General features: G+C 68.3%; 19 protein-coding genes and 2 pseudogenes. 10 read left to right on the top strand and 11 right to left on the bottom strand.

Annotated elements, in window-relative coordinates; genetic code table 11:
• The first annotated feature begins 85 nt into the window (after positions 1-85).
• Positions 86-1537, top strand: a complete 1452-nt coding sequence (locus ABZS97_RS18575; RefSeq protein WP_356139090.1) for a DHA2 family efflux MFS transporter permease subunit — start codon at positions 86-88, stop codon at positions 1535-1537.
• Between the two features lie 168 nt (positions 1538-1705).
• Here the strand turns inward: ABZS97_RS18575 and ABZS97_RS18570 are convergent, their stop codons facing one another.
• Together ABZS97_RS18570 and ABZS97_RS18565 are read right to left on the bottom strand one after the other, a co-directional pair.
• Positions 1706-2578, bottom strand: coding sequence for an alpha/beta hydrolase (locus ABZS97_RS18570; protein WP_356139088.1), 873 nt, complete (start codon positions 2576-2578; stop codon positions 1706-1708).
• 61 nt (positions 2579-2639) lie between these two features.
• The gene (locus ABZS97_RS18565; RefSeq protein ID WP_356139086.1) at positions 2640-3149 is read right to left on the bottom strand and encodes a helix-turn-helix domain-containing protein; all 510 of its coding nucleotides are present in this window, start codon (positions 3147-3149) and stop codon (positions 2640-2642) included.
• A 195-nt stretch (positions 3150-3344) separates the two neighbouring features.
• Here ABZS97_RS18565 and ABZS97_RS18560 point away from each other — a divergent pair, with 195 nt between their 5' ends.
• Entirely contained in the window at positions 3345-4358 is a 1014-nt protein-coding gene (locus ABZS97_RS18560) for an NADP-dependent oxidoreductase (protein WP_356139084.1), read from the top strand.
• 127 nt (positions 4359-4485) lie between these two features.
• Here the strand turns inward: ABZS97_RS18560 and ABZS97_RS18555 are convergent, their stop codons facing one another.
• Positions 4486-5364, bottom strand: coding sequence for an alpha/beta hydrolase (locus ABZS97_RS18555; protein WP_356139082.1), 879 nt, complete (start codon positions 5362-5364; stop codon positions 4486-4488).
• Between the two features lie 108 nt (positions 5365-5472).
• The gene (locus ABZS97_RS18550; RefSeq protein ID WP_356139080.1) at positions 5473-5754 is read right to left on the bottom strand and encodes a hypothetical protein; all 282 of its coding nucleotides are present in this window, start codon (positions 5752-5754) and stop codon (positions 5473-5475) included.
• Between the two features lie 333 nt (positions 5755-6087).
• On the opposite strand from ABZS97_RS18550, the gene ABZS97_RS18545 reads away from it, so the two are divergent.
• Positions 6088-7587, top strand: coding sequence for an MFS transporter (locus ABZS97_RS18545; protein ID WP_356139078.1), 1500 nt, complete (start codon positions 6088-6090; stop codon positions 7585-7587).
• A gap of 360 nt (positions 7588-7947) precedes the next feature.
• Positions 7948-8517: a TetR/AcrR family transcriptional regulator gene (locus ABZS97_RS18540; RefSeq protein ID WP_356139076.1), complete on the top strand. Its 570-nt coding sequence runs from the start codon at positions 7948-7950 to the stop codon at positions 8515-8517.
• Positions 8518-8534: 17 nt separating this feature from the next.
• On the opposite strand, the gene ABZS97_RS18535 is transcribed toward ABZS97_RS18540, so the two are convergent.
• Positions 8535-8852 (bottom strand): iron-containing alcohol dehydrogenase, encoded by a 318-nt coding sequence (locus ABZS97_RS18535; RefSeq protein WP_356139074.1) that lies wholly within the window; start codon positions 8850-8852, stop codon positions 8535-8537.
• Between the two features lie 999 nt (positions 8853-9851).
• On the opposite strand from ABZS97_RS18535, the gene ABZS97_RS18530 reads away from it, so the two are divergent.
• The 3 genes from ABZS97_RS18530 to ABZS97_RS18520 all read left to right on the top strand — a co-directional run bounded on the left by ABZS97_RS18530 (position 9852) and on the right by ABZS97_RS18520 (position 15176).
• A complete protein-coding gene (locus ABZS97_RS18530) occupies positions 9852-10763 on the top strand; it encodes an alpha/beta hydrolase fold domain-containing protein (RefSeq protein ID WP_356139072.1) in 912 nt (303 codons plus the stop codon).
• A gap of 233 nt (positions 10764-10996) precedes the next feature.
• Entirely contained in the window at positions 10997-12886 is a 1890-nt protein-coding gene (locus ABZS97_RS18525) for an AMP-binding protein (RefSeq protein WP_356139070.1), read from the top strand.
• A 97-nt stretch (positions 12887-12983) separates the two neighbouring features.
• Complete coding sequence (locus tag ABZS97_RS18520) at positions 12984-15176, top strand: SpoIIE family protein phosphatase (RefSeq protein WP_356139068.1); 2193 nt, start codon at positions 12984-12986, stop codon at positions 15174-15176.
• 116 nt (positions 15177-15292) lie between these two features.
• On the opposite strand, the pseudogene ABZS97_RS18515 reads toward ABZS97_RS18520, so the two are convergent.
• The 3 genes and pseudogenes from ABZS97_RS18515 to ABZS97_RS18505 form a co-directional block, all read right to left on the bottom strand.
• A pseudogene (locus ABZS97_RS18515) lies at positions 15293-15823 on the bottom strand (AMP-binding protein); the annotation flags it as partial.
• Between the two features lie 12 nt (positions 15824-15835).
• A pseudogene (locus ABZS97_RS18510) lies at positions 15836-16054 on the bottom strand (AMP-binding protein); the annotation flags it as partial.
• A gap of 61 nt (positions 16055-16115) precedes the next feature.
• On the bottom strand, positions 16116-17609 hold the full coding sequence (locus ABZS97_RS18505) for an amidase (protein WP_356139066.1): 1494 nt from the start codon (positions 17607-17609) through the stop codon (positions 16116-16118).
• Between the two features lie 118 nt (positions 17610-17727).
• Here ABZS97_RS18505 and ABZS97_RS18500 point away from each other — a divergent pair, with 118 nt between their 5' ends.
• Positions 17728-18300: a TetR/AcrR family transcriptional regulator gene (locus ABZS97_RS18500; RefSeq protein WP_356139064.1), complete on the top strand. Its 573-nt coding sequence runs from the start codon at positions 17728-17730 to the stop codon at positions 18298-18300.
• A gap of 615 nt (positions 18301-18915) precedes the next feature.
• Here ABZS97_RS18500 and ABZS97_RS18495 read toward each other — a convergent pair.
• The gene (locus tag ABZS97_RS18495; RefSeq protein ID WP_356139062.1) at positions 18916-19224 is read right to left on the bottom strand and encodes a hypothetical protein; all 309 of its coding nucleotides are present in this window, start codon (positions 19222-19224) and stop codon (positions 18916-18918) included.
• A 269-nt stretch (positions 19225-19493) separates the two neighbouring features.
• On the opposite strand from ABZS97_RS18495, the gene ABZS97_RS18490 reads away from it, so the two are divergent.
• Positions 19494-20498: an NADP-dependent oxidoreductase gene (locus tag ABZS97_RS18490; RefSeq protein WP_356139059.1), complete on the top strand. Its 1005-nt coding sequence runs from the start codon at positions 19494-19496 to the stop codon at positions 20496-20498.
• A 129-nt stretch (positions 20499-20627) separates the two neighbouring features.
• Entirely contained in the window at positions 20628-21497 is an 870-nt protein-coding gene (locus ABZS97_RS18485; RefSeq protein ID WP_356139057.1) for an alpha/beta hydrolase, read from the top strand.
• Positions 21498-21641: 144 nt separating this feature from the next.
• Here the strand turns inward: ABZS97_RS18485 and ABZS97_RS18480 are convergent, their stop codons facing one another.
• Positions 21642-22070: a hypothetical protein gene (locus tag ABZS97_RS18480; protein ID WP_356139055.1), complete on the bottom strand. Its 429-nt coding sequence runs from the start codon at positions 22068-22070 to the stop codon at positions 21642-21644.
• 350 nt (positions 22071-22420) lie between these two features.
• Positions 22421-23341 carry an alpha/beta hydrolase gene (locus ABZS97_RS18475; protein ID WP_356139053.1) on the bottom strand — a complete coding sequence of 307 codons (921 nt, stop codon included), beginning with the start codon at positions 23339-23341 and terminating at the stop codon, positions 22421-22423.
• Positions 23342-23345: the final 4 nt, after the last annotated feature.

Here is a 23345-nt window from a genome sequence, read left to right as displayed (position 1 = left end):
GGCGCCCGGTATGGCACGCCGCGCTCTCCCGCCCCGGCGTCCCCTCCATTGATCAATCGCCAGGTACGTCCGACAAGGGATCGACATGAAACAGCACCGCCAGCAACCGAGTCGGGGCGGCAGCGCCTTCTGGGCCGTGGCCATCACCAGCATGGCCGGATTCATCACCGCGCTCGACAACCTGATCGTCACCACCGCCCTCCCCTCCATCCGTGAGGACCTCGGCGGCGGCCTCGAAGATCTCGAATGGACGGTGAGCGCCTACACCCTCACCTTCGCGGTCCTGCTCATGTTCGGTGCGTCTCTCGGCGACCGCTTCGGCCGTCGAAGACTGTTCGTCACGGGTCTCGCGATCTTCACCGGCGCCTCGGCAGCGGCCGCACTCGCCCCAGGGATGGGAGAACTGATCGCCGCCCGTGCGGCTCAGGGCGTCGGGGCTGCGATCGTGACGCCGCTGACGCTCACCCTGCTGGCGGCGGCCGTCCCCGCCGAACGGCGCGGCGCGGCGTTCGGCATCTGGGGCGCGGCCAGCGGCATCGCCGTCGCCACCGGACCGCTCATCGGCGGCACACTCACCGAGCACCTCTCCTGGCAGTGGATCTTCTGGGTGAACGTCCCACTCGGCCTGGCGCTGATTCCGCTGGCACTGTTGCGTCTGGACGAGAGCCACGGTCCGAACCCGAGCCTTGACCTCATCGGCACGGCACTGGCCAGCGGTGGACTGTTCGGAGTCGTGTACGCCCTGGTGCGAGGGAACGCCGACGGCTGGACCAGCACGCCGGTGCTGGGCGGATTCATCGCGGGTACGGCCCTGCTCGTCGGCTTCGTCCTGTACGAACTGCGGGCCAAGCATCCGATGCTGCCGATGCGGCTCTTCCGTCACCGTTCCTTCAGCGCCGTCAACGCCGCCAGCCTGCTGATGTTCCTGGGGATGTTCGGGGCGATCTTCCTGCTCAGCCAGTACCTGCAGACCGTCGGCGGCTACTCACCGATGGAGGCCGGCGTACGGATGCTGCCCTGGACCGCCATGCCCATGATCGCCGGGCCGCTGGCCGGTGCACTGTCCGACCGTATCGGCGGCGCGCCCGTCGTCACGGTGGGCATGGCCCTGAACGCGGTGGGGCTCGGGCTCTGGGCACTGGCCGTCGAGCCGCAGGTGTCGTACACCTCGCTGCTGCCGGCGCTGATCGTCTGCGGAATCGGCATGGGCATGTTCTTCGCGCCCAGTGCGAACCTCGTCATGAGCACGGTCCGCCCGGAGGAGCAGGGCATCGCCTCCGGTGCCAACAACGCGATCCGCGAGGTCGGCGGCGCCATCGGTGTCGCCTCGCTGGCCGCGGTCTTCTCCGCTCAGGGCGGCTACGGGTCCCCCTCGCTCTTCGTGGACGGCCTGGTCCCGGCGCTCTGGGTCGGGGCGGGTGCGGTCGCCCTGGCCGCGGCTCTCGCTTTGCTGATGCCCCGGCAGCGCAAGTCCGATGGTCCCGCAGCGGGCCTTGCCTCGGGGGACACTCAGACCGCCGCCCCGGTCGCCCTCTGAGTCCGCGCTCGGGGTGAGGCCGACCTGGACCGGTCGGTCTCACCCATTGGGGCGCCTGGTCGGCGCTCGGACGCAGTGGCCCGCGTCCCGCGTCGGCAGTCCGACCGCCGTCCACCCTCTGGGGTCACGGCTCGCTGCCGGCCGTGACCGTCATCGCGTGGAAGCCCGCTACGCGGCCGGCTGGTCGGCCAGGAAAGGCCGCAGATGCGCCAGCATCTCGTCCGGACGTTCCTCGGGGATGAAGTGGCCGCATTCGCGGATTTCGGCGCCGATTGCGTTTTCGGCGTACTCGCGCCAGATCTCCAGCGTCGGCAGACGGGCGGGCAGTCCGTGCGAACCCCACAGCGCCAGTACCGGCATCGTGAGGCGCCGGCCCTCGGCGGCATCCAGGTCGTCGAGGGTGACGTCCTGCTCCATGGCGCGGTAGTCGTCGAAGCTCGCACGCAGGGCGCCCGGGCGCGAGAAGGCGCGGACGTAACCATCGACCGCTTCTGGTGTGAGCCCGTGGCGGTTGTAGGTCCACCGCTCGAAGAAGTACTCGAGATACCCGCGGATGTCATGGCTCACGAGGCGCTCGGGAAGGTCGGGCTGCATCTGGAACAGCCAGTGCCAGTACCCGGAGGCGAGCGAGGCGTCCAGCCGGCGGAACATCTCCCGGGTCGGCACGATGTCGAGCACGGCCAGCCGTTCCACCTGCTCCGGGCGGTCCAGCGCCCAACGGTGGCCCACCCGGGCACCACGGTCGTGGCCGACAACGGCGGCACGTTCAAAACCGAGCGCCTCCACGAGGCCGGCCATGTCGGCGGCCATCCGCCTCTTGTCGTAGCCGGTCGTGGGTTTGTCGCTCAGCCCGTAACCACGCAGGTCCGGTGCCACGACGGTGTGGTCGGCGGCGAGATCGGCCAGCACGGGCCGCCAGCAGTCGGAGGTCTGCGGCCAGCCGTGGAGGAGGACGAGCAGGGGCCCGGAGCCTGCTCGAAGGTAGTACAGGCGCACGTCGTCCACCTGCGCGACTCCGGTCGCCACTGTCACAGGGCTCATGGACAGCCTCCTTCACCTCGCGGGGAGCGGATCCCGAGGGGCTGACGCCACCTCGCGAAGCTCACCCGGAGTGCTTCATGCGAAAGGCAGGGCCGGGGAGGCTCTCGATGTCTTCCGCTTTCACGGAATGGCCCTGTTCGCAGCGCAACTGCACATCGACGTGCGCGCCGCATTCGCGGTGCCGCGACAGAACAGCGGGCCCCTCCGGGTCGGCCCGGTATCGGTCGCCCCACTGCAGGAGTCCCATCACGGCCGGGACCAGATCCGCGCCTTTGGGAGTGATCACGTACTTCGGCCGACTACGCGAGCCGGGCTCCTTGTAGATCTCGGTGGCGAGAATCCCTTCCTCCACGAGCATGCGAAGCCGCGTCGCGAGGAGGTTGCGAGGACAGCCGAGGACGCGCTCGAACTCACTGAACCGGGACGAGCCGTACCAGACCTCGCGGAGGATCAGGATCGTCCACTTCTCGCCCACGACCTCAAGGGTCCGTGCGATCGAGCAGTTCGACACGTCCCGGTCGAGACGGGTGTCCATGCCGGTGTCCTGGAGAACTTCGGTCCACGCATCCATGCGGGTGATTCTAACCTCACCTGAGTTTACTTTTCCATACTCAGACAGTAGCGTCATGACCACGGATCAACCCGGCCGCACGCGCGCAGCTTGCCTTGCTGGTTTCCCGCATCACCTCCCCGGTCCACGCCGGCGCAGCGGTTCACATCGACCGCCAAGAACATACCGAGCACAGCACAGAGAAGGGTGGCTGACATGAAGGCATTCGTCGTCGAGAAGTACGGCAAGGACGGCGCACGCGCCGCGGAGGTAGCCGAGCCCACCGTCGGGGACCGCGACGTCCTGGTCAGGGTGAGCGCCGCCAGCATCAACCCGCTGGACAAGATGGTCCGCAACGGGGAGTTCAAGCAACTCCTCAAGTACAAGCGCCCGTTCGTACTCGGCCACGACCTGGCCGGCGTCGTGACGCGGGTCGGCTCCGCCGTACGCGGCCTCGAAGTCGGCGACGAGGTCTACGCCCGCCCGCGCGACCTGCGGATCGGAGGCTTCGCCGAGTTCATCGCGATCGACCAGGACGATGTCGCGCCCAAGCCGGCCTCGCTCTCGCCGCAGGAGGCAGCCGCGGTGCCGCTGGTGGCCCTGGCCGCCTGGCAGATCCTCGTCGACCATGGCCGCGTGAAGCCGGGGCACAAGGTGCTCGTCCACGCCGGCGCCGGCGGCCTCGGGTCGACGGTCATCCAGCTCGCCAAGCACCTCGGTGCCACGGTGGCGACGACCACGGCCCCCGACACGGAGAAGCTGGTCAGGAGCCTCGGCGCCGACGTCGTCGTCGACTACACCAAGGAGGACTTCTCGAAGGTGCTGTCCGGCTACGACCTGGTGCTGGACTCCCTGGGCGGGGCGAACCTCGAGAAGTCGCTGACGGTACTGAAGCCGGGCGGCCTGGCCATCGGCGTCGCCGGGCCGCCGGACTCCGGTTTCGCCAAGCAGCTCGGCGCCCCCTCGTTCATGGGTCTCGTCATGAACACCCTGAGTCGCAAGGTCCGTAAGCAGGCCAAGGCCCTGGGCGTGCGCTACCAGTTCTTCTTCATGCAGGCCAACGGCTCGCAGCTGCGCAAGCTCAGCGCCCTTTACGACAGCGGGAAGCTCCGCCCCGTCATCGACCGGGTCTTCCCGTTCGACGAGACGCTCGACGCAATGGCGTACGTCGAGCAGGGACGCACCAAGGCCGGCAAGGTCGTTGTCTCGATGGTGCCCGACAGCAACTGAGATCAGGCCGGCCGCGGAGTTTGCGTCCGGCACGGTCACCGGAGGAGCCGAGGACCGGTGGCGATCCCATGGCAGTCAGGCGTACGGAGGGCCGCGCCGTCGGCACCTCCGTCGCGTCCACGGGGGATCACGCCTCCGCGTTCAGCAGGTCCGCCAGGACCTCGGGCCTTTCCACAGCGATGAAGTGGCCCGCTCCCGGCACCTGCGTGAACTCGGCGGCGGGCAGGAGCTTCTTGTTGGCTTCGCGGTCCGAGGGCCGGGACCAGTCCTTCTCGCCGTAGACGAGGTGGATGGGGGCCTTGACCTCGGGGTAGCGCGAGCGGGCGGCGATGAGGCTGGGCAGGGCCTGGTACACGCCCCGGGCGACGGCCGGGTAGCCAGGTCGGCCGCCCACCCGGAGGAGCTCGTCCAGGTAGTCCTCCTGCAGTGCGCTCTTGTCACCCAGGCCACCCTGCAGGACCCTGCGGAGGGCGGGCTTGGGCTCGACCCGGGCGACCACCGGGCCCACCCCCGGCGCGAGAACACCGCCGACCACCACACGGGCGAGGAGGCTGGAGCGGGCGATGCCGTCGCGGAAGTCGTAGGTGTTGACCGCGACGACGCGCCGTACCCGCTCCGGCAGATCGGCCGCGGTGGTCAGGGCGAGCACCGCCCCCATGGACTCCCCGACCAACGTGACGTCGTGCAGGTCGAGTTCGGTGAGGAGCCGCTCGACGCCCGCGCGCATCGCCGGCTCGTCGTAGGACGCACCGGGCACGATCTCCGAGTAGCCCATCCCCGGCAGGTCGAGGGCGTACACGGTGTACCGGTCCGAGATCAGCGGGATGAGGGAGCGGAAGTGCTCGGCCTGCGTGCGCACGGTGTGCAGCAGGACCACGGGAGCACCGGTACCCGCTCTGAGGTAGCGCAGTGCGCCTTCGTGGTTGTGACGTCCTGCGCGCGGGGCAATCGTGTGACTGGTGGCCCCGGGAATGTGAATCGCAGGACGGGTCTCGTGGTTGGGCATCTCGCCGACTCCTTGTTTGTGCACTACGGAAAGTTGACTCAGGTTCGGTCCGGTAGGGCGGACTATGCGCCGACGACGCCCGATCCGCCCGTTCGCTCTGGTCTGCGCCTACTGCGCCAGCTGGGCGTACTGTCCTGCCAGATCGCCGGCCAGGCCGGCCTCGACCTGCCAAGAGATGTCGTCGGCGAGAACCTCGTACACGCCCGTCTCGACCCCGTGGAGGCCGAGCGCAGCCACCGGGACGGCGTCGGAATGCGTCACGCTACGCGGGTCGCGGGCGGTGGCGTAGACCTTGCCGGCGCCGCGTGCGTACAGCTCCTCCACCAGGGCCTTGCCGATGCCGCGGTTGCCGCCGGTGACGAACACGCGTGCGCCTTTGAGCGCGGTCATGATTGCCTCCACGACGAGAAACCGATCGGTTTCCACCAACCGTAAACCGATCGGTTTCCATGCGCAAGCCCAAGAGGTGAACCACCCCGGACCATCGGCCGACACAGCGAGAGGCGTTGGCCTTCGATCCCAGCGCGGCGAGGGCCGCGAGTAGCACGGCCGGTCGCGCGTCGAGACGACAGAAGCGGGCGGCGCGGGTTTGGGCGTTGCGGTCCACTCCTCGGCCGTAGGCGATCCGTTCACTTGCGCTACGGAAACCGATCTGTTTTCCTATGTGGAAACAGATCGGTTTCCGACTGGTGTCCAGCCTACGACCAGCAACTAAGGGGAAAAGTGAGTACCACCTTCGACCGTGAGGCGCCCGCCTCCGGGAAAACAGACTCGGGCCGCCGCGGCTCACATGCCATGCGCTGGTGGGTGCTTGTCGTCCTGGGCACGGCTCAGCTCATGGTCACGCTCGATGCGACCGTCGTGAACATCGCGCTGCCCGCGGCGCAACACGACCTCGGCTTCAGTGATGGCAGTCGGCAGTGGGTCATCACGGGTTACGCCCTGGCATTCGGCAGCCTGCTGCTGCTCGGCGGCCGACTCGGTGACCTGTTCGGCCGACGCACCACCTTCGTGACCGGCCTGGTCGGTTTCGCGGGCGCGTCCGTCGTCGGCGGAGCGGCCGGCAGCTTCGAAGTCCTTGTCGGGGCACGCGTGGCACAGGGCCTGTTCGCCGCGCTGCTGGCACCCGCGGCCCTCTCACTGCTCAGCGTGACCTTCACCAAGCCGTCCGAGAGGCCGAAGGCGTTCGGCATCTTCAGCGCGCTGGCCGGTGCGGGTGCCGCGGTCGGGCTGCTGCTCGGCGGCATGCTCACCGAATGGACGTCGTGGCGCTGGGTGATGTACGTGAACGTCATCTTCGCGGGCGTCGCGCTCCTCGGCGCGCTGCTGCTGCTGGCCAAGCCCGCGGTCACCGAACGGCCCCGCATCGACATCCCGGGCACCATCACGGTCAGCGCCGCGCTGTTCGCCATCGTCTACGGTTTCGCGCACGTCGAATCCACCAGCTGGACCAACCCCGTCACCCTCGGGTCCCTGGCGGGCGGCGTGGTGCTGCTCGCGGTGTTCGTGTGGCTGGAGACCCGGGTCGCACATCCGCTGTTGCCGCTGCGACTCGTGCTGGACCGGACCCGCGGTGGCGCGTTCCTGGCGGTGTTCGTCCTGGGCATGGGGATGTTCTCGATCTTCCTGTTCCTGACCTACTACCTGGAGGCCAGCATCGGCTACTCGCCGATCGAGGCCGGTCTGGCGTTCCTGCCGATGGTCTTCGGCATCGTCGCTTCGTCGACCACGACGCCGTCGCTTCTGCTGCCCAGGGTCGGCCCGAAGATCGTGATCACCGCCGGGTTCCTGGTCTCCGCATCCGGCATGGCCCTGCTGACCCGGCTCACCCTGGACAGCACCTACGTCGCCCACATCATGCCTGGCATGATCCTGCTGGGTCTCGGCATTGGTGCGGTGATGACCACCGCGTTCCAGGGCGCGACCTCAGGCGTGCACCATGAGGACACGGGCGTCGCCTCAGCGCTGATCAACACCAGCCAGCAGGTCGGCGGTTCGATCAGCACGGCGCTGCTGACCACCGTCGCATCCTCGGCCACGACCGACTACCTGACCTCCCACAAGCCCGGCGCGCTGACCATGGCGCAGGCCGGGGTCGAGGGCTACACGGCCACCCTGGCCTGGGGCGCCGGCATCTTCGTGATCGGCGCCGTACTCTCGGCGTTCCTGATCCCGAACCGGGCTCTGACGCCGTCGGAGGGCGAGCCTGTGATGGCCCACTGAGCCTGACTCCACCGAGACAGGGCGTATCCGAGATGGCGCCCGCTACCACCCACGCGATCCGTCTTCGGCAAGACCGGTCATCGCGGGTAGCGGGCGCCCACGGCGTGGGCTGAACTTCCGAGGCCGATGGGCACGCCGACCATCAGGGGCGCGGTCACCTGCCGCTGTTGTGGCTGTGCCCGGTGTACGCCCGAGAGGACCGTCACCCCGGCGCAGCGGGAGCCGTATTCATACGCCCGCGCAGCCGGGGGCGGCATCGAAGTGCCGAAGAGCCGAAGAGTCGAAGAGCCGAAGATCGCCCCGACGGACGTTGTAAACCGATCGGTTTTCAATTGGTCGGAATCGAGTTAACCTCGCCGTATGACCACAGAAACGAAGCCAAGTCCCCGAGAGCGGCTGCTGGAGGCAGCGGCCATGCTCACCTACCGAGACGGTGTCGGCATCGGCGTCGACGCGCTGTGCAAGGCGGCGGGGGTGTCGAAGCGTTCCATGTACCAGCTGTTCGACACCAAGGGCGAATTGCTGGCCGCGAGCCTGGAGGAGCGCGCCTCCGCCTTTGTAGCGACGCTCCTGCCCGCGGCGGACGACAGCCGTTCCCCCCGCGAACGCATCCTGCACGTCTTCGAACAGCTGGCATCACAGACGGAGGCGCCCGACTTCCAGGGCTGTCGGTACCTGGCTGTGCAGATCGAGCTCAAAGACCAGAACCACCCTGCGAGCCGGGTGGCCCACCAGGTCAAGGAGAACCTGACCACCTTCTTCCGCGCCGAGGCCGAACAGGGCGGGGCGAGCGACCCGGATCTCCTGGCCCGGCAGTTGATCCTGGTCTTCGACGGCGCCAGCGCCCGTGCGGGAATCAAAGCCGACACATCGACAGGACTCATCGCTCCCACTGTGGCCGTCCTGCTCGACGCGGCGGACATGCACTGACGCATCCCGGCCGGGTGTCAGGCGTAGATCCGCCTGTAGAGATCATGGATTGCGTCCGCGGTGGGCACGACTGGGTTGTTCCTGGGGGATCCGGACGCGAGCGCCTGCTCGGCCATAACGGGCGCCAGGCGGAACCAGTCGTTCTTGTCGATGCCGTGCGCACGAAGAGTGGGCACCTCCCCGTCCGTGGCGGCCCCGAGCGCGCGGGCGCAGTCGGCGTACCGGCTCTTGGCACCGCGCACGGAGAACGCCGTCACCGCAGGGAAGAGCATCGCGTCCGACAAGGCGTGGGCGACGTGGAAGTGAGCGCCGATCGGGCGGCTCATGCCGTGCACGAGCGGCTGGCTACCGCGGGGGCCTCTTTCTGCAGGAACGGCGGGCTGAGCAGCGCCCGCTGCCTGGACTGTGCGGTCCCCCGGTGCCCGACTCCGCTCGTCGGCGTGGCATCTACGCCACAGTTGCGTTGTCGTGAAGCCGAAGTGCCGGACTGGGTGCGGAAGTTCGGGCCCGCGGAAGCCATGGCGCGACTCGACCTGCTTCACGCGCCAAGGCCGTGTCGGCTGCGGCGTTTCAGAGCCGCACTGTCAGGTGACATGTCGCACACAGTTCACAGGCCGTTGACAGGTCATCACGGAGTCAGCGATTCTCCTGATCGCGACTGGCGCATCGTCGGCCACAGCGGCCCGTGAGCACGCGCTCGCTTTTGTGAGGTCGAGCTGGGGCTTGGCTATCTGTGCCTGGCCCAGCGTCCTCGTTCGTTCGCCCGCCACCCGACACAGCACCCTGTACATCGAGTGGCGACCGTTGCGAGCAGCGCGTGCCGCGCCGCGCGCCGTGCTTCCGCTGGGGCCTCACCCTCTCCTCGGCCCTTGCTCGTCATCGCCCTTCCGTCGTAGGCCGGACCCTGCCCTGGCCGTCGGAACGCCGCGCGCTGCGCCGTCACCCACCCTCTCCGGAATCGAGTTTCAACTGGTACCCGTTCCAGACCCCAGGCCTGGTTTCTGTTCCCGCGGCATTCGTCCTTGGGTGGCTCGGCAGCATCACCTCACCCAAAGAACCTGAGCTCGATTTTCGTCACGTGCAGTACGAAATCCTGACGGGAAAGGCTCGTGAGTGAACTGGCGGGACATTCGGCGCCGTCGGCGCAGGAGCGAGCTTCCAGCCGCCTGCCGCTCGCCTGCCGACCGGGTCACGACAGGCTCCGATCCGCATCCACGGCGTGAAGTCGGCCCATCTGAGTTTACTTTTCTATACTCAGCTACTAGCGTCATGCCCAGCACACCCACCCGGCCGCCCACGAAGCGACCGGCACCGGCTCGTGAAGGAGCGCCACCATGGGAGCAAGTCCAGAGGCCAAGCAGTTCGCGGAGTTCCTCGCGAGCGTGAGCGCGAAGTCGTCGGCTCCGGGTCTCGACCTCGCTGTCATCCGCGACATCGTCGACTCGAACCACAAGGCGTCGACCGAACCGGAAGGCGTCACCTACGCCGAAGTGGACGCGAACGGCGTCCCCGCCCTCTGGTGCATCCCCGAGGGCGCACGCCCCGACCAGGCCCTGCTCCACTTCCACTTCGGCGGATCGGTCACCGCCTCGATGCACTCCGACCGCAAGGCGGCCGGTCACATCGCCAAGGCGGCCGGCGTCCGCTCCCTCGTCGTGGACTTCCGACTGGCGCCCGAACACCCCTACCCGGCCCAGCTCGACGACGCCGAGGCGGCCTACCGGTGGCTGCTCTCGCAGGGCTACGAGCCCCAGAACATCGGCAGCACGGGCCACTCGATCGGCGGCACCCTCGCAGTGCTGCTGCCCCTGCGCCTGCTCGCCAAGGGGGAGGCGACTCCCGGCGCGATCGTCAGCGTGTCGCCCTGGACCGACCTCACCATCCAGAACGCGTCGGTCGACGCGAACGAGGACAACGACAAGATGCTCAGCAGGGCGACCCTCGAACTCTTCCGAGGTGCCTGGCTGCAGGACCCCGCGGTGGACTTCGCCGACCCGCAAGTCAGCATCGCCAACGCCGATCTGACGGGCCTGCCGCCCACGATCGTCTACTACGGCGAGTACGAGACCCTCGCCGACGACGGCGCCCAGCTCGGCCGTCGGCTTGCCGAGTTCAAGATCACGTCCGAGGTCCACTCGGTACCGGAGGGCCAGCACTCGTTCATCCTGGGCGCGGGCCGGGTACCCGAGGTGGACGAAGCGATCGGGCAGATGGGTCAGTGGCTGCGCACGCACCTCGGCGCCTGAACAGCAAGAACTCTCGTTGACACGGGGCTTCGGCGAACAGGGCCGCAGCCTTGTCCAACAGCTGCCGACCGGGCCGCCGGAGCCACCGCGAGGCCGGTGACCGGCGGCCGGCCGCAGCTGTGGTGCTGCACACCGAAGGCGACACGCGGTATACGTGTCCCACACCGCTCTGTACGCCGCCGCCGTAACCCGGCCTCGAAGCGGCGGAACCCGAAGCCACAAAGGAGTGCGCGATGGGAACGTACGAGGATGTCTTCCGCGCCAGCATCGAAGACCCGGAGAGCTTCTGGTTGAAGGCGGCCGAGAGCATCGACTGGGATGTCACTCCGCGACGCGCCCTGGACTCCTCGGGGGCTCCCTTCTACCGCTGGTTTCCCGATGGACGCCTCAACGTCTGCTTCAACGCGCTCGACCGTCACGTCGAAGCCGGCCGCGGCGAACAGCCCGCGCTCGTCTACGACTCGCCCGTGACCGGCAGCCGTCGTACCTACACCTACACGCAGCTGACGAACGAGGTCGCGGCCTTCGCCGGAGCGCTGGCGGGGCTTGGCGTGGGACACGGCGACCGGGTGGTCATCTACATGCCGATGGTGCCCGAGGCCGCCGTCGCGATGCTGGCCTGTGCGCGCATCGGTGCGGTCCACTCGGTCGTCTTCGGGGGCTTCGCCCCACGCGAACTCGCCCTCCGCATCGACGACGCGGCCCCCAAGGTGATCGTCTCCGCCTCCTGCGGCATCGAGGGCAAGCGTGTCATCGCTTACAAACCGCTCCTCGACCGGGCGATCGAACTCGCGGCGCACAAGCCCGAGACGAGCGTGATCCTGCAACGCGCCCAGCAGCCCGCCGAGTTGGGCCCGGACGATCTCGACTGGCACGACCTGGTCGCCGCGGCCCCGCAGGCCGACTGTGTTCCCGTGCCCGCCACCGACCCGCTCTACATCCTCTACACGTCCGGAACGACCGGAAAGCCCAAGGGAGTCGTCCGCGACTGCGGCGGCTACGCGGTCGCCCTGCGTTGGTCGATGGAAGCCGTCTACGACGTCGGCCCGGGCGAAACCATGTTCACCGGCTCCGACGTCGGCTGGGTCGTCGGGCACTCGTACATCGTCTACGCGCCTCTGCTGGCCGGCGCCACGACCGTTCTGTACGAAGGAAAGCCGGTCGGCACCCCGGACGCGGGCCAGTTCTGGCGTGTCGCAGCCGAGCACCGGGTCAAGACCATGTTCACGGCTCCGACCGCTTTCCGGGCCATCCGCAAGGAGGACCCGAAGGGAACACTCACGGCCGACTACGACCTGACCGGCCTGCGTCATCTCTTCCTCGCGGGCGAGCGACTCGACCCCGAGACCTATCACTGGGCGAAGAACCTCCTGGGCATCCCGGTGATCGACCACTGGTGGCAGACCGAGACCGGCTGGCCCATCGTCGCCAACCCGATGGGCATCGAGCCCGCGCCCCTCAAACCCGGATCCCCCACCCGCCCGCTGCCGGGCTGGGACGTCCGCGTCCTCGACGCTGCGGGCCGGCCGGTGCCTTCGGGCGTGGACGGCGCGATCGTCGTGCGGCTCCCGCTGCCGCCCGGCGCGCTCCCCACCCTCTGGAAAGACGACGAACGCTACATCGCCTCCTATCTCTCCGCCTACGACGGGTACTACCTCACAGGCGACAGCGGCCACATCGACGACGACGGCTACGTCTTCGTCATGGGCCGCACCGACGATGTCATCAACGTCGCCGGACACCGGCTGTCCACCGGCAGCATGGAAGAGGCCCTGGCCGCCCATCCCGATGTCGCCGAATGCGCTGTCATTGGCGTCGCCGACGCCATGAAGGGGCAGATCCCGCGCGGTTTCGTCGTCCTGAAAGCCGGAGTCGACCGCGAACCGAGCGAGGTCGAGGCCGAACTCGTCCTGCTGGTCCGGGAGCGCATCGGCGCCGTCGCGTCGCTCAAGGATGTCTCGGTCGTGGCCGCCCTGCCCAAGACCCGCTCGGGAAAGATCCTGCGCAAGACAATGCGCGGCATCGCCGACGGCCACGACGAACCCATCCCCTCCACCGTGGACGACCCCGACGTCATCGAAGCCCTGCGCCCTGTTCTCCGCCGCACAGGTCACACCCCGTGATCGCACGGCCTCGTCCGGAACCGTCCGGTGGGCAGGCGTGACCACCGGACGTCCGCTCGGCACGGCCCGTCGAACAGGGTGCGAGTACATTTTGACTATGGGAACCGACGCCCATGTCTTCCTCAGCGATCTCGCCCGGGGCCTCACACCCCGAGCGGACCAGTTGGTCGAGGTGATGCTGCGGCACCTGCGCGACGAGCTGCCCGAGGTGTGGAACTACGACGACATCGCCGCCGTGGCACCCGTGGCGCTGGCCGAACACATCGCCGCCGGTCTCGACTTCCTCGAGCGCGACCGGGACATGGCCGAAGCCAGCGCACCACCTGGCGCCATCGAGTTCGCCCGCCGACTCGCCGAGCACGGGGTGCCGATCAGCCAGCTCCTTCGCGTCTACCGGCTCGTCCACGCGGATCTGCTCCAGCAGCTCTACGCGGAAACGGCCCGCGTCGCCGATTCCCAGGAACTGATCAACGCCACGACGACCAAGCTGAGCGAAATGGCCTTCGATTACGTCGATCGCACGGCGGAACAGAGCGTCGCGGCGTACCAGGGGGAACGAGACCGCTGGCTCCAGCGGCGGTTGATCACGATCAGCGACGCCGGGACACGCATCGGGACCACTCTGGACATCACCCGCACCGCACAGGAACTGGCGGACGTCGGCGCCGACCATCTCGCTGACCTCGTCACCGTCGACATCCTGTCCTCTGCCCTGCAACACGACAGGACGTACCCGGTGGCCGGTTCCGCCACGCTCTGCCGTGTCGCTCAGGCGCTCTCGGCCGGGTGCCCGGACCCGACCATCGACACAGGGCAGACGCACGCCTACCAGGAAGGGTCGGCGCCTGCTCGCGTACTGGCGACCGGAAAGCCCGTCCGGCTCCCCCTCTCCGCCGACAACGTCCCACCGTGGCTTGCCATATCAGCGGAACACGCGCTCGCCCTGGGCGCGTTGGGCCTGCACTCCATGCTCCTGGTCCCGTTGTGGGCTCGCGGAAAGCCGCTGGGACTCGCGCAGTTCGTTCGCCGTCACACCGCGGACGTCTTCGACGACGACGAACTGCTGTTGGCCCAGGAGATCGCGTCCAGAGCCGCGGTGAACATCGACAACGCCCGTCGCTACACCCGGGAGCGTTCCACCGCACTCGCCCTCCAGCGCAGTCTGCTGCCGCAAACCGTGCCGGAGGAGTCCGTCGTCGAGACGGCTTCGCGCTATCTGCCCAGCGGATCGCGAGCGGGTGTGGGAGGCGACTGGTTCGACGTGATCCCGCTCTCCGGAGCCCGCGTCGCACTCGTCGTGGGCGACGTGATCGGCCACGGTCTGCATGCCGCGGCCACCATGGGACAGCTGCGCACGGCCGTTCGCACTCTCGCGGACATCGACCTGACTCCCGACGAACTGCTGACCCACCTCGACGACGTCGTCATCCGCCTGCAGCGCCAAGCAGAACCGGGCACGGACGAGATGAGCGCGACCTGCTTGTACGCGGTCTACGACCCTGTCTCCCGCACCTGCTCGCTGGCCAGCGCAGGACACCTTCCGCCGGCAGTGGTGACCTCCTCGACCGCAGACGACGAGGCCACCACGTCCCGCACGGTCGACTTCCCGAAGCTGCCGATCGGCCCGCCCCTTGGCCTTGGCGGACTGCCCTTCGAGACCGCCGAGTTCGAGTTGCCCCCGGGCAGTCGACTCGTGCTGTACACCGACGGCCTCGTACAGAGCCGCTCGCGTGACATCGAGACCGCCCTCGGACTGCTGCGCGAGGTGCTCGCCCGAGCACCGGCGTCGCTCGAGGAGACCTGCGACGAACTGCTGGCCACGCTGCTGCCCAGCCACCCCGCAGATGACGTAGCTCTTCTTGTCGCACGAACCGGGGCTCTCGACGCCGGTCACGTCGCCACATGGGACATCCCCTGCGACCCTGCGGTCGTCTCCAAGGCCCGCGCCCACGCATCCGATCAACTGGCCGCCTGGGGCCTGGAAGAGATGGCTTTCACCACCGAGCTGGTCGTCAGCGAACTGGTGACGAACGCCATCCGCTACGGCAAGGGCCCCATCCAACTGCGCATGATCCTTCAATCCGCTCTGACATGCGAGGTCTCCGACGCCAGCAGCACCGCACCGCACCTGCGCCGCGCCCGGGCCTTCGACGAGGGCGGCCGCGGTCTGCTCCTGGTCGCCCAACTCACCGAACACTGGGGCACACGGCACAACCGCGAGGGCAAGGTCATCTGGGCGGAGCAGCTGATTCCCACCGCACTCACCGAAGCCGTACCAGCTCTGGCGTGAGGTTCTGGACGCGCCACGGCGCGGCGCACCGGCACGCTCGAGCTACTTGCGACAGCTCGCCACCAGGCCTGTGGACATCACCCGCAGCCGAGCCACCTCGGACGGCGGTGTCGCGGTCAGGAGAGTTCGCGCTTGAGGATCTTGCCGGTGGACGTCAGGGGCAGTGCGTCGACGAACTGGACGATGCGCGGGTACTTGTACGCGGCGAGCCGCTCCTTCGCCCAGGCGGCGAGCTCTTCCTCGGTCGTGTCACTCCCGGCCGTCCTCACCACGACGGCTTTGATCTCCTCGCCGTGGGATTCGTGCGGTACGCCGATGACGGCGACGAGCGAGACCGCGGGGTGCTCCATGAGCACCTCCTCCAACTCGCGTGGGTAGACGTTGAATCCGCCGCGGATGATCATGTCCTTGGAGCGGTCGACGATGTAGTAGAAGCCGTCCTCGTCCCTGCGCGCGAGGTCGCCGGAGCGGAACCAGCCCTCCCTGATGGCCTCGGCCGTGGCTTCGGGCCGCTTGTAGTAGCCCTTCATGACGTTGTGGCCCTTGATCGCGATCTCCCCGATCTCGTCGGGGCCCCCTTTGACCTCGGACCAGTCGTCGTGGATGAGCTTCATCTCCACGCCCGGAACGGGCACCCCGATCGACCCGAGGATGCCGAAGCAGATGATGGAGAAGTGGGGCAGGTTGGGGCATGACAGTGCGACCTTGTCCCCCGGCTGGATCCCGCGCGAGACGAGCAGGTTCGCGACGCGGTTGGCAGCGGCGTCGAGGTCGGCGTAGGAGATCTGGTCATCGCCGAAGGCGATCGCCGTGCGCTCCGGGTGGCGGGACACGGAGTCCGTCAGCAGTCGTGACACGTTGCGGCTCGGGTTGTGCATCGTCGTGTCCTGCTCTCGCGGCGGACGGTCGGGGCTGACACTCCGGGACTGGCGGTCGGGATCAGGCGGTCCGGGTCTGGACGAAGGCCGGAGGCGGCACGAAGCCGTCCACTTCCCGGCCCAGCAGTGCGGCGAACTCGATGGTGGTCAGATCGCCTCCGCTCGGGCCCATGGCCTGCAGGCCGATGGGCAGTCCGCTGCTGCTTCTGCGCACCGGGATGGTCGTCGCCGGCCCGCCGGAGACGTTGGCGACGGCGTTCCACTTGACCTGGTCCCAATAGGGCCGTCGCACACCGTCGACCTCGAAGGGCCGACCGAACCAGTCGATCGGCTTGTTGTGGTGGGCGGGGGCGGCCGTCGGGGTGACCGGCATGAGCACGACGTCGTAGTCCTGGAAGAACGCGAACCACCGCTGCCGGATCTCGTTGCGCAGCATGTGGGCCTGCAGCCAGTGGTAGTGGGACTGGAAGGTTCCGAGCAGGGCGGGACCGGCGTCGCCGCGCGGATGCTGGACGAACCGGGCCAGCGTCGCGGCGCTGGAGGCAGGAGCGAGGCCGGTGCGGTCTCCCGCGCCGTAGAGCAGGGGCAGGAAGGCCTTACGGTGATTTGTCGCGATGTCGATGGGGAGACACGCGGGCTGGACGCTGACCTTCGCACCGGCCGCCCTCAGCACGCCGACCGCGTCGTCCATGGCTGTCGCGATGTCGCTGTCCACCGGACACGCGGGATCCTCACTCCATACAGCGACCCGGAAGTCGGCGAGCCTGGTCGCGCGCGCCGGTGCGAGTGCATAGCTGAAACCGCCGTCGTAGTCGGCTGTCCCGACCGTTGCCCGCAGGATCGGGACGAGGTCTCGGGCGTCGCGGACCTGCGCGCCGCCGCAACCCATGTCGGCGTCCGTCCACCGTCCCGGACCCGGGCCGTAGGGCACATGCCCGATGAGGGGTATCGACCGCCACGTCGACTTGTGGCCGTACAGACCGTTGAAATGAGACGGGATCCTGGTCGACCCGCCGATCTCCGAGCCGAAGTCGAACGACGTCAGGCCCGCGGCGGTCGCGACGGCACCGCCTCCCGCAGACCCGCCCGACGTGCGGGTCGTGTCCCACGGATTCGACGAAGGACCGAACACCGGGTTGTCGGCCTGAACGTCCTGGTTGCCCGGAGGCATGTTGCTCTTCCCCATGATCACGGCGCCTGCCGCACGCAGCCGCTTGACCGCCTCGGCGTCCTGGTCGGGCACGTAGTCCTTGAGATCCGTGCGCCCGCAGACGGTGCGCATCCCGGCCGTTTCGAAGCTGTCCTTCACCGTGATCGGTACGCCGTGCAGCGGACCGAGGTCCTGCCCCGCCGCCCGCGCTGCGTCCGCTGCCGCGGCCTCGCGGCGGGCGCGCTCGGGGTCGAGCGTCACCACCGCGTTCAACGCGGGGTTGTGAGTGGCGATTCGCCCGAGATAGAGCTCGACGAGCTCCTCGCTCGAGACCTCGCCGGCGGCCAGCGCACGTGACTGATCCACGACGGATCGGAAGGGAACGTCAGTCACGGCGTGCCTCATCTCTGACAGCGGCAGACCAGCCACACGGTTATCTGCCGCTCGTAATATTACGTGCGTCAGACCATAGATTACGATGGGGCGCGAGGCAATGGATCCACGGAGTGAACGGAGGAAGCCAGTGGTGCGCTACACCAAGGAACACAAGCAGGTGACGCGGCAACGGATCATCGAGAAGGCCGGTCATCGGTTCAAGCAGGACGGGCTGGACGGCTCCGGCATCTCCACTCTGATGTCGGACGCCGGGCTCACCAACGGAGCTTTCTACGCCCACTTCGAGTCCAAGGACGACCTCGTCGCCCATGTCGTCACCGACCAGCTGCGCACGCAGATCGCGAGTTACGGCACTCTGCGAGCGGGCCGCCCGGGACTCGAGGACCTTGTGCGCCAGTATCTGTCGCCCGAGCATCGGGACCACCCCGGCGACGGATGCCCCTCCGCCGCCCTGCTCGACGAGATCGGCCGCTGCGGGGACGGGACCAAACAGGCCTACACCGACGGCGCGCGGGCCATCCTGGAAGAGATCGCCACCCGCCTGTCACCCGGGGATCCGCAGTCCGCTCGCGGAACCGCCATCGGGCTCTACACGATGATGGTGGGAACGCTGCAGTTGGCCCGCGCGCTCTCCGACCGCAAGTTCGCCGACGAGGTGCTTGAGCAGGGAATTGAGAACGGCCTCACGTTCATCCGCTGACGGGGCGATCAATCCGCGGCCCAGGCCGCACACCTCCGCCGCGCTCTGCTTCAGCACGCCGAGGCCGGAGCAGCGACGCCCCGGACGCGAGGGTCGCGGCTGTCCACGCAGTCGCGGGAAGGGGTTCTGCGTCGAGCCGCTGGACGCGCCGACGCCCCGGTTGTCGAACGTGATGACCCGGCGCTTGGCGACGATGCCGTCGACGACCCCGGGGTCCCAGTTGGGAGCACCGCGGCAAGGTGCGAGATGAAGACAACCGGCGTACCGGACTTGAGACCCAGCTCACGGTAGGCGAAAGTCACTCCCCCGGCGGCGAGGGTGCGAGTTGGGGCGTTGCACGGAGGCCGGTACATCTCTCGCCACTGGGCCAGGGAGACGGCGTCGACGGCTCGACGTGCACAGCGGCCCGAAGCGGGCCTGACAGCCAGGCCCTTCCAGGAAGTCACGCAACCGCGAACAGCGCGGACTGCCGGCCAGAGCTCTCGATGGTGACGTCGGACAAACTCGCAGGCGCCGCCTCACAGTCGCGCAAGGCGGCGCCTGTGCGACACGCCACCGCCCTTCATCGGTCAGGAGCGGTGCGCGGTCGGCGAGTTCAGGAGGCGAGGAAGTCGGTCACCTGCCTGGTGAAGGCCTTGGTGTACTGGAAGAGGCGGGGATCATCACATGGTGCAGGCCGTTGACGTAGAGGGCAGGCTGCTTGATCGCCTCCAGCTCCGCCCGCACCTCGCTGAAGGGGGCTGCCGGCAGAGCGCCCGCCGCGGTGAGCATGCCCTGCGCCGCCGTCCCGGAGACCGCGGGAGCGTCGCCAGCGAGCCGGGGCGAGACATGGGGCGGAGTGCTCCTCCCCGGAGCACGGGCCGCCTCCGTCGCGCGGCAGAACAGGAGCAGCATGCCCTCCAGATCGGCGTCGGGCTTGGCCATGACACCCAGGACCTTCTCACTGAAGGGCCGAGAGTCGGGCGCCCAGTCGGCCATGCATCCCCACCGGCGGGTACACCCAGACAGCCCCGAGTCCACTTGCGGTCTCCCGACCGAGGACATACGATTACGAGCGTAATGTAATTAGGCTGGCCATCGACCCACTTCGGGTACTGCTCCCGGCCGACACCCCCACGAATCGCTGCCGCCCCCGAGGGAAGCCTGGCAGCGCACCACCCTCGTCCCCTGGCGGACGAGGTAAGGAGACGACCATGAGGGCCTTCACGGTAGAGCGCTACGGAGACAAGGCCGGCGTGCGTGCCGGCGACGTCCCGGACCCGACGGTGGGCTCGCACGACGTACTGGTCCGGATCCAGGCCGCGAGCGTCAATCCGCTCGACCGCATGATCAGGGACGGGGAGATGAAGACGATCCTGCCGTACCGCGTCCCGTTCATCCTGGGCAACGACCTCGCCGGCGTAGTGGTCGAGGTGGGCACGACCGTCACGCAATTCGCTGTGGGCGACGAGGTTTTCGCGCGGCCCGACAAGGACCGGATCGGTACGTTCGCCGAACTCATCGCGGTGCACCAGGACGACGTTGCGGTCAAGCCTGCCACGCTGACCATGGAGGAGGCGGCGTCCCTTCCCCTGGTCGCCCTGACTTCGTGGCAGGTGCTGGTCGAGCGGGCGGACATTCAGCCTGGTCAGAAGGTCCTCGTCCACGCGGGTTCCGGCGGTCTGGGCACCATCGCCATCCAACTTGCGAAGCAGCTGGGTGCACACGTGGCGACCACCGCAAGCACGGCCAACGTCGACCTGGTGAAGCGGCTGGGCGCGGACGTCGTCGTCGACTACAAGAAGCAAGCTTTCGAGACGGTGCTGCACGACTACGACGTCGTCCTGGACTCCCTCGGTGGCGAGACGCTTCTGAAGTCCCTGGACGTACTCAAGCCGGGCGGCAAGGTCATCAGTGTCGCGGGCCCGCCGGACGCTGCTTTCGCGAGGGAGCTGGGAGCGAATCCGGTCGTCCGGCTGGTGATGTCCGCGCTGAGTTTCCGGATCCGCCGACGCGCCCGACGCCGCAACGTGACGTACTCGTTCCTCTTCATGAAGGCCAGCGGTGACCAGCTGCGCGAGCTCAACCATCTCATCGAGGCGGGCAAGATCCGGCCCGTGGTCGACACGGTGTTCCCCTTCGAGTCGACCCGAGAAGCGCTGGAGTACGTCGAAGCGGGCCGCGCGAAGGCCGGCAAGGTCGTCATCAAGATGAGCTGAGCAACAGTCCTGGCCCGGCGATCGAGATCCGCCACGAACGCCGGGACCAGCAACGCCCGGGACGACGAGAAGCGCCCTGACACCCCTGCTGCCAGAAGGACCCGATATGTGCTGCCAGAAGGACCCGACATGACCGCTCCGCGGAATCTCCCCTCCCCCTCGGCATCGTCGTACAAGAACGCGCCGACCCGCTCCGTGTCCGTTCGCGGCGAGGACTTCGTCTACCGGGAACTCGGCCCCGATGACGGCGTTCCGCTGATCCTGCTGGTTCACCTGGCCGGCGTCCTGGACAACTGGGATCCACGTGTCGTCGACGGACTCGCCGCACGACGGCGGGTCATCGCGTTCGACAACCGAGGAGTGGGCAGGTCGAGCGGTTCCACGCCGCACACGATCGAGGCAATGGCTCGCGACGCGGTGCTCTTCATCCGAGCTCTCGGGTTCGAGCGGGTCGATCTGCTCGGCCTGTCGATGGGCGGGTTCGTCGCGCAGGTCATCGCAGAGGAAGAACCGAGCCTCGTGCGCAAGGTCATCCTCGCGGGCACGGGCCCCGCCGGAGGGCACGGCATCGACAAGGTCCCGGCCCTCACCATCCAAGCCACGCTCAAGGGCACTCTGACCCGCCAGGATCCCAAACTCTCCCTCTTCTTCACCGGGACCACCGGCGGCAGACAGGCCGGGCGTGCCTTCCTGGAACGACTGCAGGAGCGCACCCGCAACCGCGACAAGGACATCTCACTCCCGTCCTTCCGCGCCCAGTTGAAGGCCATCAAGCAATGGGGTCGCCAGACACCGTCCGATCTGGCGCGGATTCGCCAACCGGTCCTCGTGGCCAACGGTGAGAACGACCGGATGGTACCCAGCCACAACACACTCGACCTGGCGGCCCGCCTGCCCCGAAGCGAACTGGTCCCCCTCTACCCCGATGCCGGACATGGTGGAATCTTCCAGTACCACGATGAATTCGTGACAAGGGCACTTGAGTTCCTCGAGTCCTGAGCCGCGCGAAGCGATGTACCCGCGGGTCGCTTGGCGTTGCCGTCCTGACCAGGCTGGGCACCGACACCCGCTTCCAGGCGGAGGCAGGCCACAGCCCGGGGACTGATCTGAGCCGCCGGCCCCGACTCAAGAATCGTGAGCGCGTCAACTCGCCTGCAGCGGCCTCGCGAAGGACTTGCGCAGGGACGCGAGTGCGGCGAGGGGAAGGAGGACGGCGAGCATCTTGCCCTTGACCGTGCTCGGCTGCCGTGTCAGCTCGACGTCGACCCGCGTGCCTGCGCCCTCGGGCGTCATCCGGAAGACCCAGCCACCGCCGGCTCCGAAGAGCTTGGAGTCGAGCGTGGTGATGGTGACCGTGTCACCGGCCGGCTCCCACTCGTAGCGAGCGCGCTCCCAGGCCGCGGCGGTCCCCTCGGTGACCTCTGCCCAGGTGTCGCCGAGTTCGTGAACCTCGAAGTGCTCGGCGTCGATGGTGGGCCAGACCTCGGCGCGAGCGGGGCTGAAGTCGGTCAGCACCTCCAGGACATCCTTCGGACCGAGCTGGGAGACGAGATGGAACCGTACGACTGCCATGGGATTTCCTCACGAGAAGTAACCGTTCTGACCGGTGACGAGACATTCCCACGCGGTCTCGTCACTTGTCAAGGTGGTTACCGAGGAGGGGTGTGACTCCTGGTTCGTCGGGGCTGGGTTTGCTCGACGAGAGGCTCAGATCCGACCAGGCGGACCTCCGCGCTGCGAGGAAGCTGCGGGCAACAGTCCGTCTCGACGGCCGTGCCGTGGTGTGTCAGTCCAGTACCCGCAGGCCCGTAGGCCTCGGCTACGCGTTACCGGGGTGATCACGAGCCGGCCGCAGGACCTGCGACCGGAGGCCCAGGTCGAACGGCTCCTGCGTCATGTTCTGTGTACGCGGTCTCGGTCGGTCATTTGCCGAGAGTGGTGGTGAAGTAGTCGGTGAGCTTGTCGACGGCGGGGTCGATGTATTCCCGCTTGTCGTAGAGGTCGACGTGGCTGGCGCCGGGGATGCGGTGGAGTTCTTTGGGTCCGGTGGCGGCCTGGTGGGCCTCGACGGCCATCCATACGGTGACGGCGCGTTCGCCGATGATCTGCAGAATGGGGCGAGGGGCGATGAGAGGGACGGCGCGGAAGACATCGCTGGAGGCCATCTTGTCGATGCTGTCCCAGGCGAGGTATTTCGCGGAGCGCTCGTGGTGGCCGCGGGGACCGCAGTAGTACTCCCAGCCCTCGACGCCGTGTTCACCCGCGAGGACACCCGCTTGTTCGGCCGTGTCGGGGAACATCGTCATCACACCGGGGTCCTCGCCGCGAGCGGCGCGGCTGCGGGCCTGGGCGGCGGCGTCCAGGAGAGTCTGGAAGACGGCCGGGTCCTGGGAGCCGTCAGCGCCGTGGCGGAACTGGCGGGCAGGTTCGGCGGTGGACACGGTGGCGACGGCCCTGACGCGGTGGTCGCCGCCGGTGGCAGCCAGCGAGTAGCCGCCGGAGGCACAGATGCCGAGCAGGCCGATGCGGTCGGGATCGACCTCGTCGCGGGTGATGAGATACGAGACGGCTGCCTTGAAGTCCTCCACGCGCTGGGCGGGGTCTTCCAGTCCGCGGGGCAGGCCGCCGGACTCACCCTGGTAGGCGGCGTCGAAGGCGAGGGTGACGAACCCGCGCTCGGCCATCAACTGCGCGTAGGTGCCGGAGGTCTGTTCCTTCACCCCGGTCCCAGGGTGTCCAACCACCAGCGCCGGACGGCGCCCGGCGACAGGGCTGTCGGGGGTATAGAGGTGCGCAGCGATCTCGATGCCGGCGCTGTCGAAACTGACACGGGTCCTGGCCATGGAA

Origin of the sequence: Streptomyces sp. NPDC005485 (assembly GCF_040606085.1) — a bacterium.
Lineage (GTDB): Bacteria > Actinomycetota > Actinomycetes > Streptomycetales > Streptomycetaceae > Streptomyces.
Note: the sequence above shows the minus strand (reverse complement) of the source record. Positions and strands in the feature narration are given on the sequence as shown.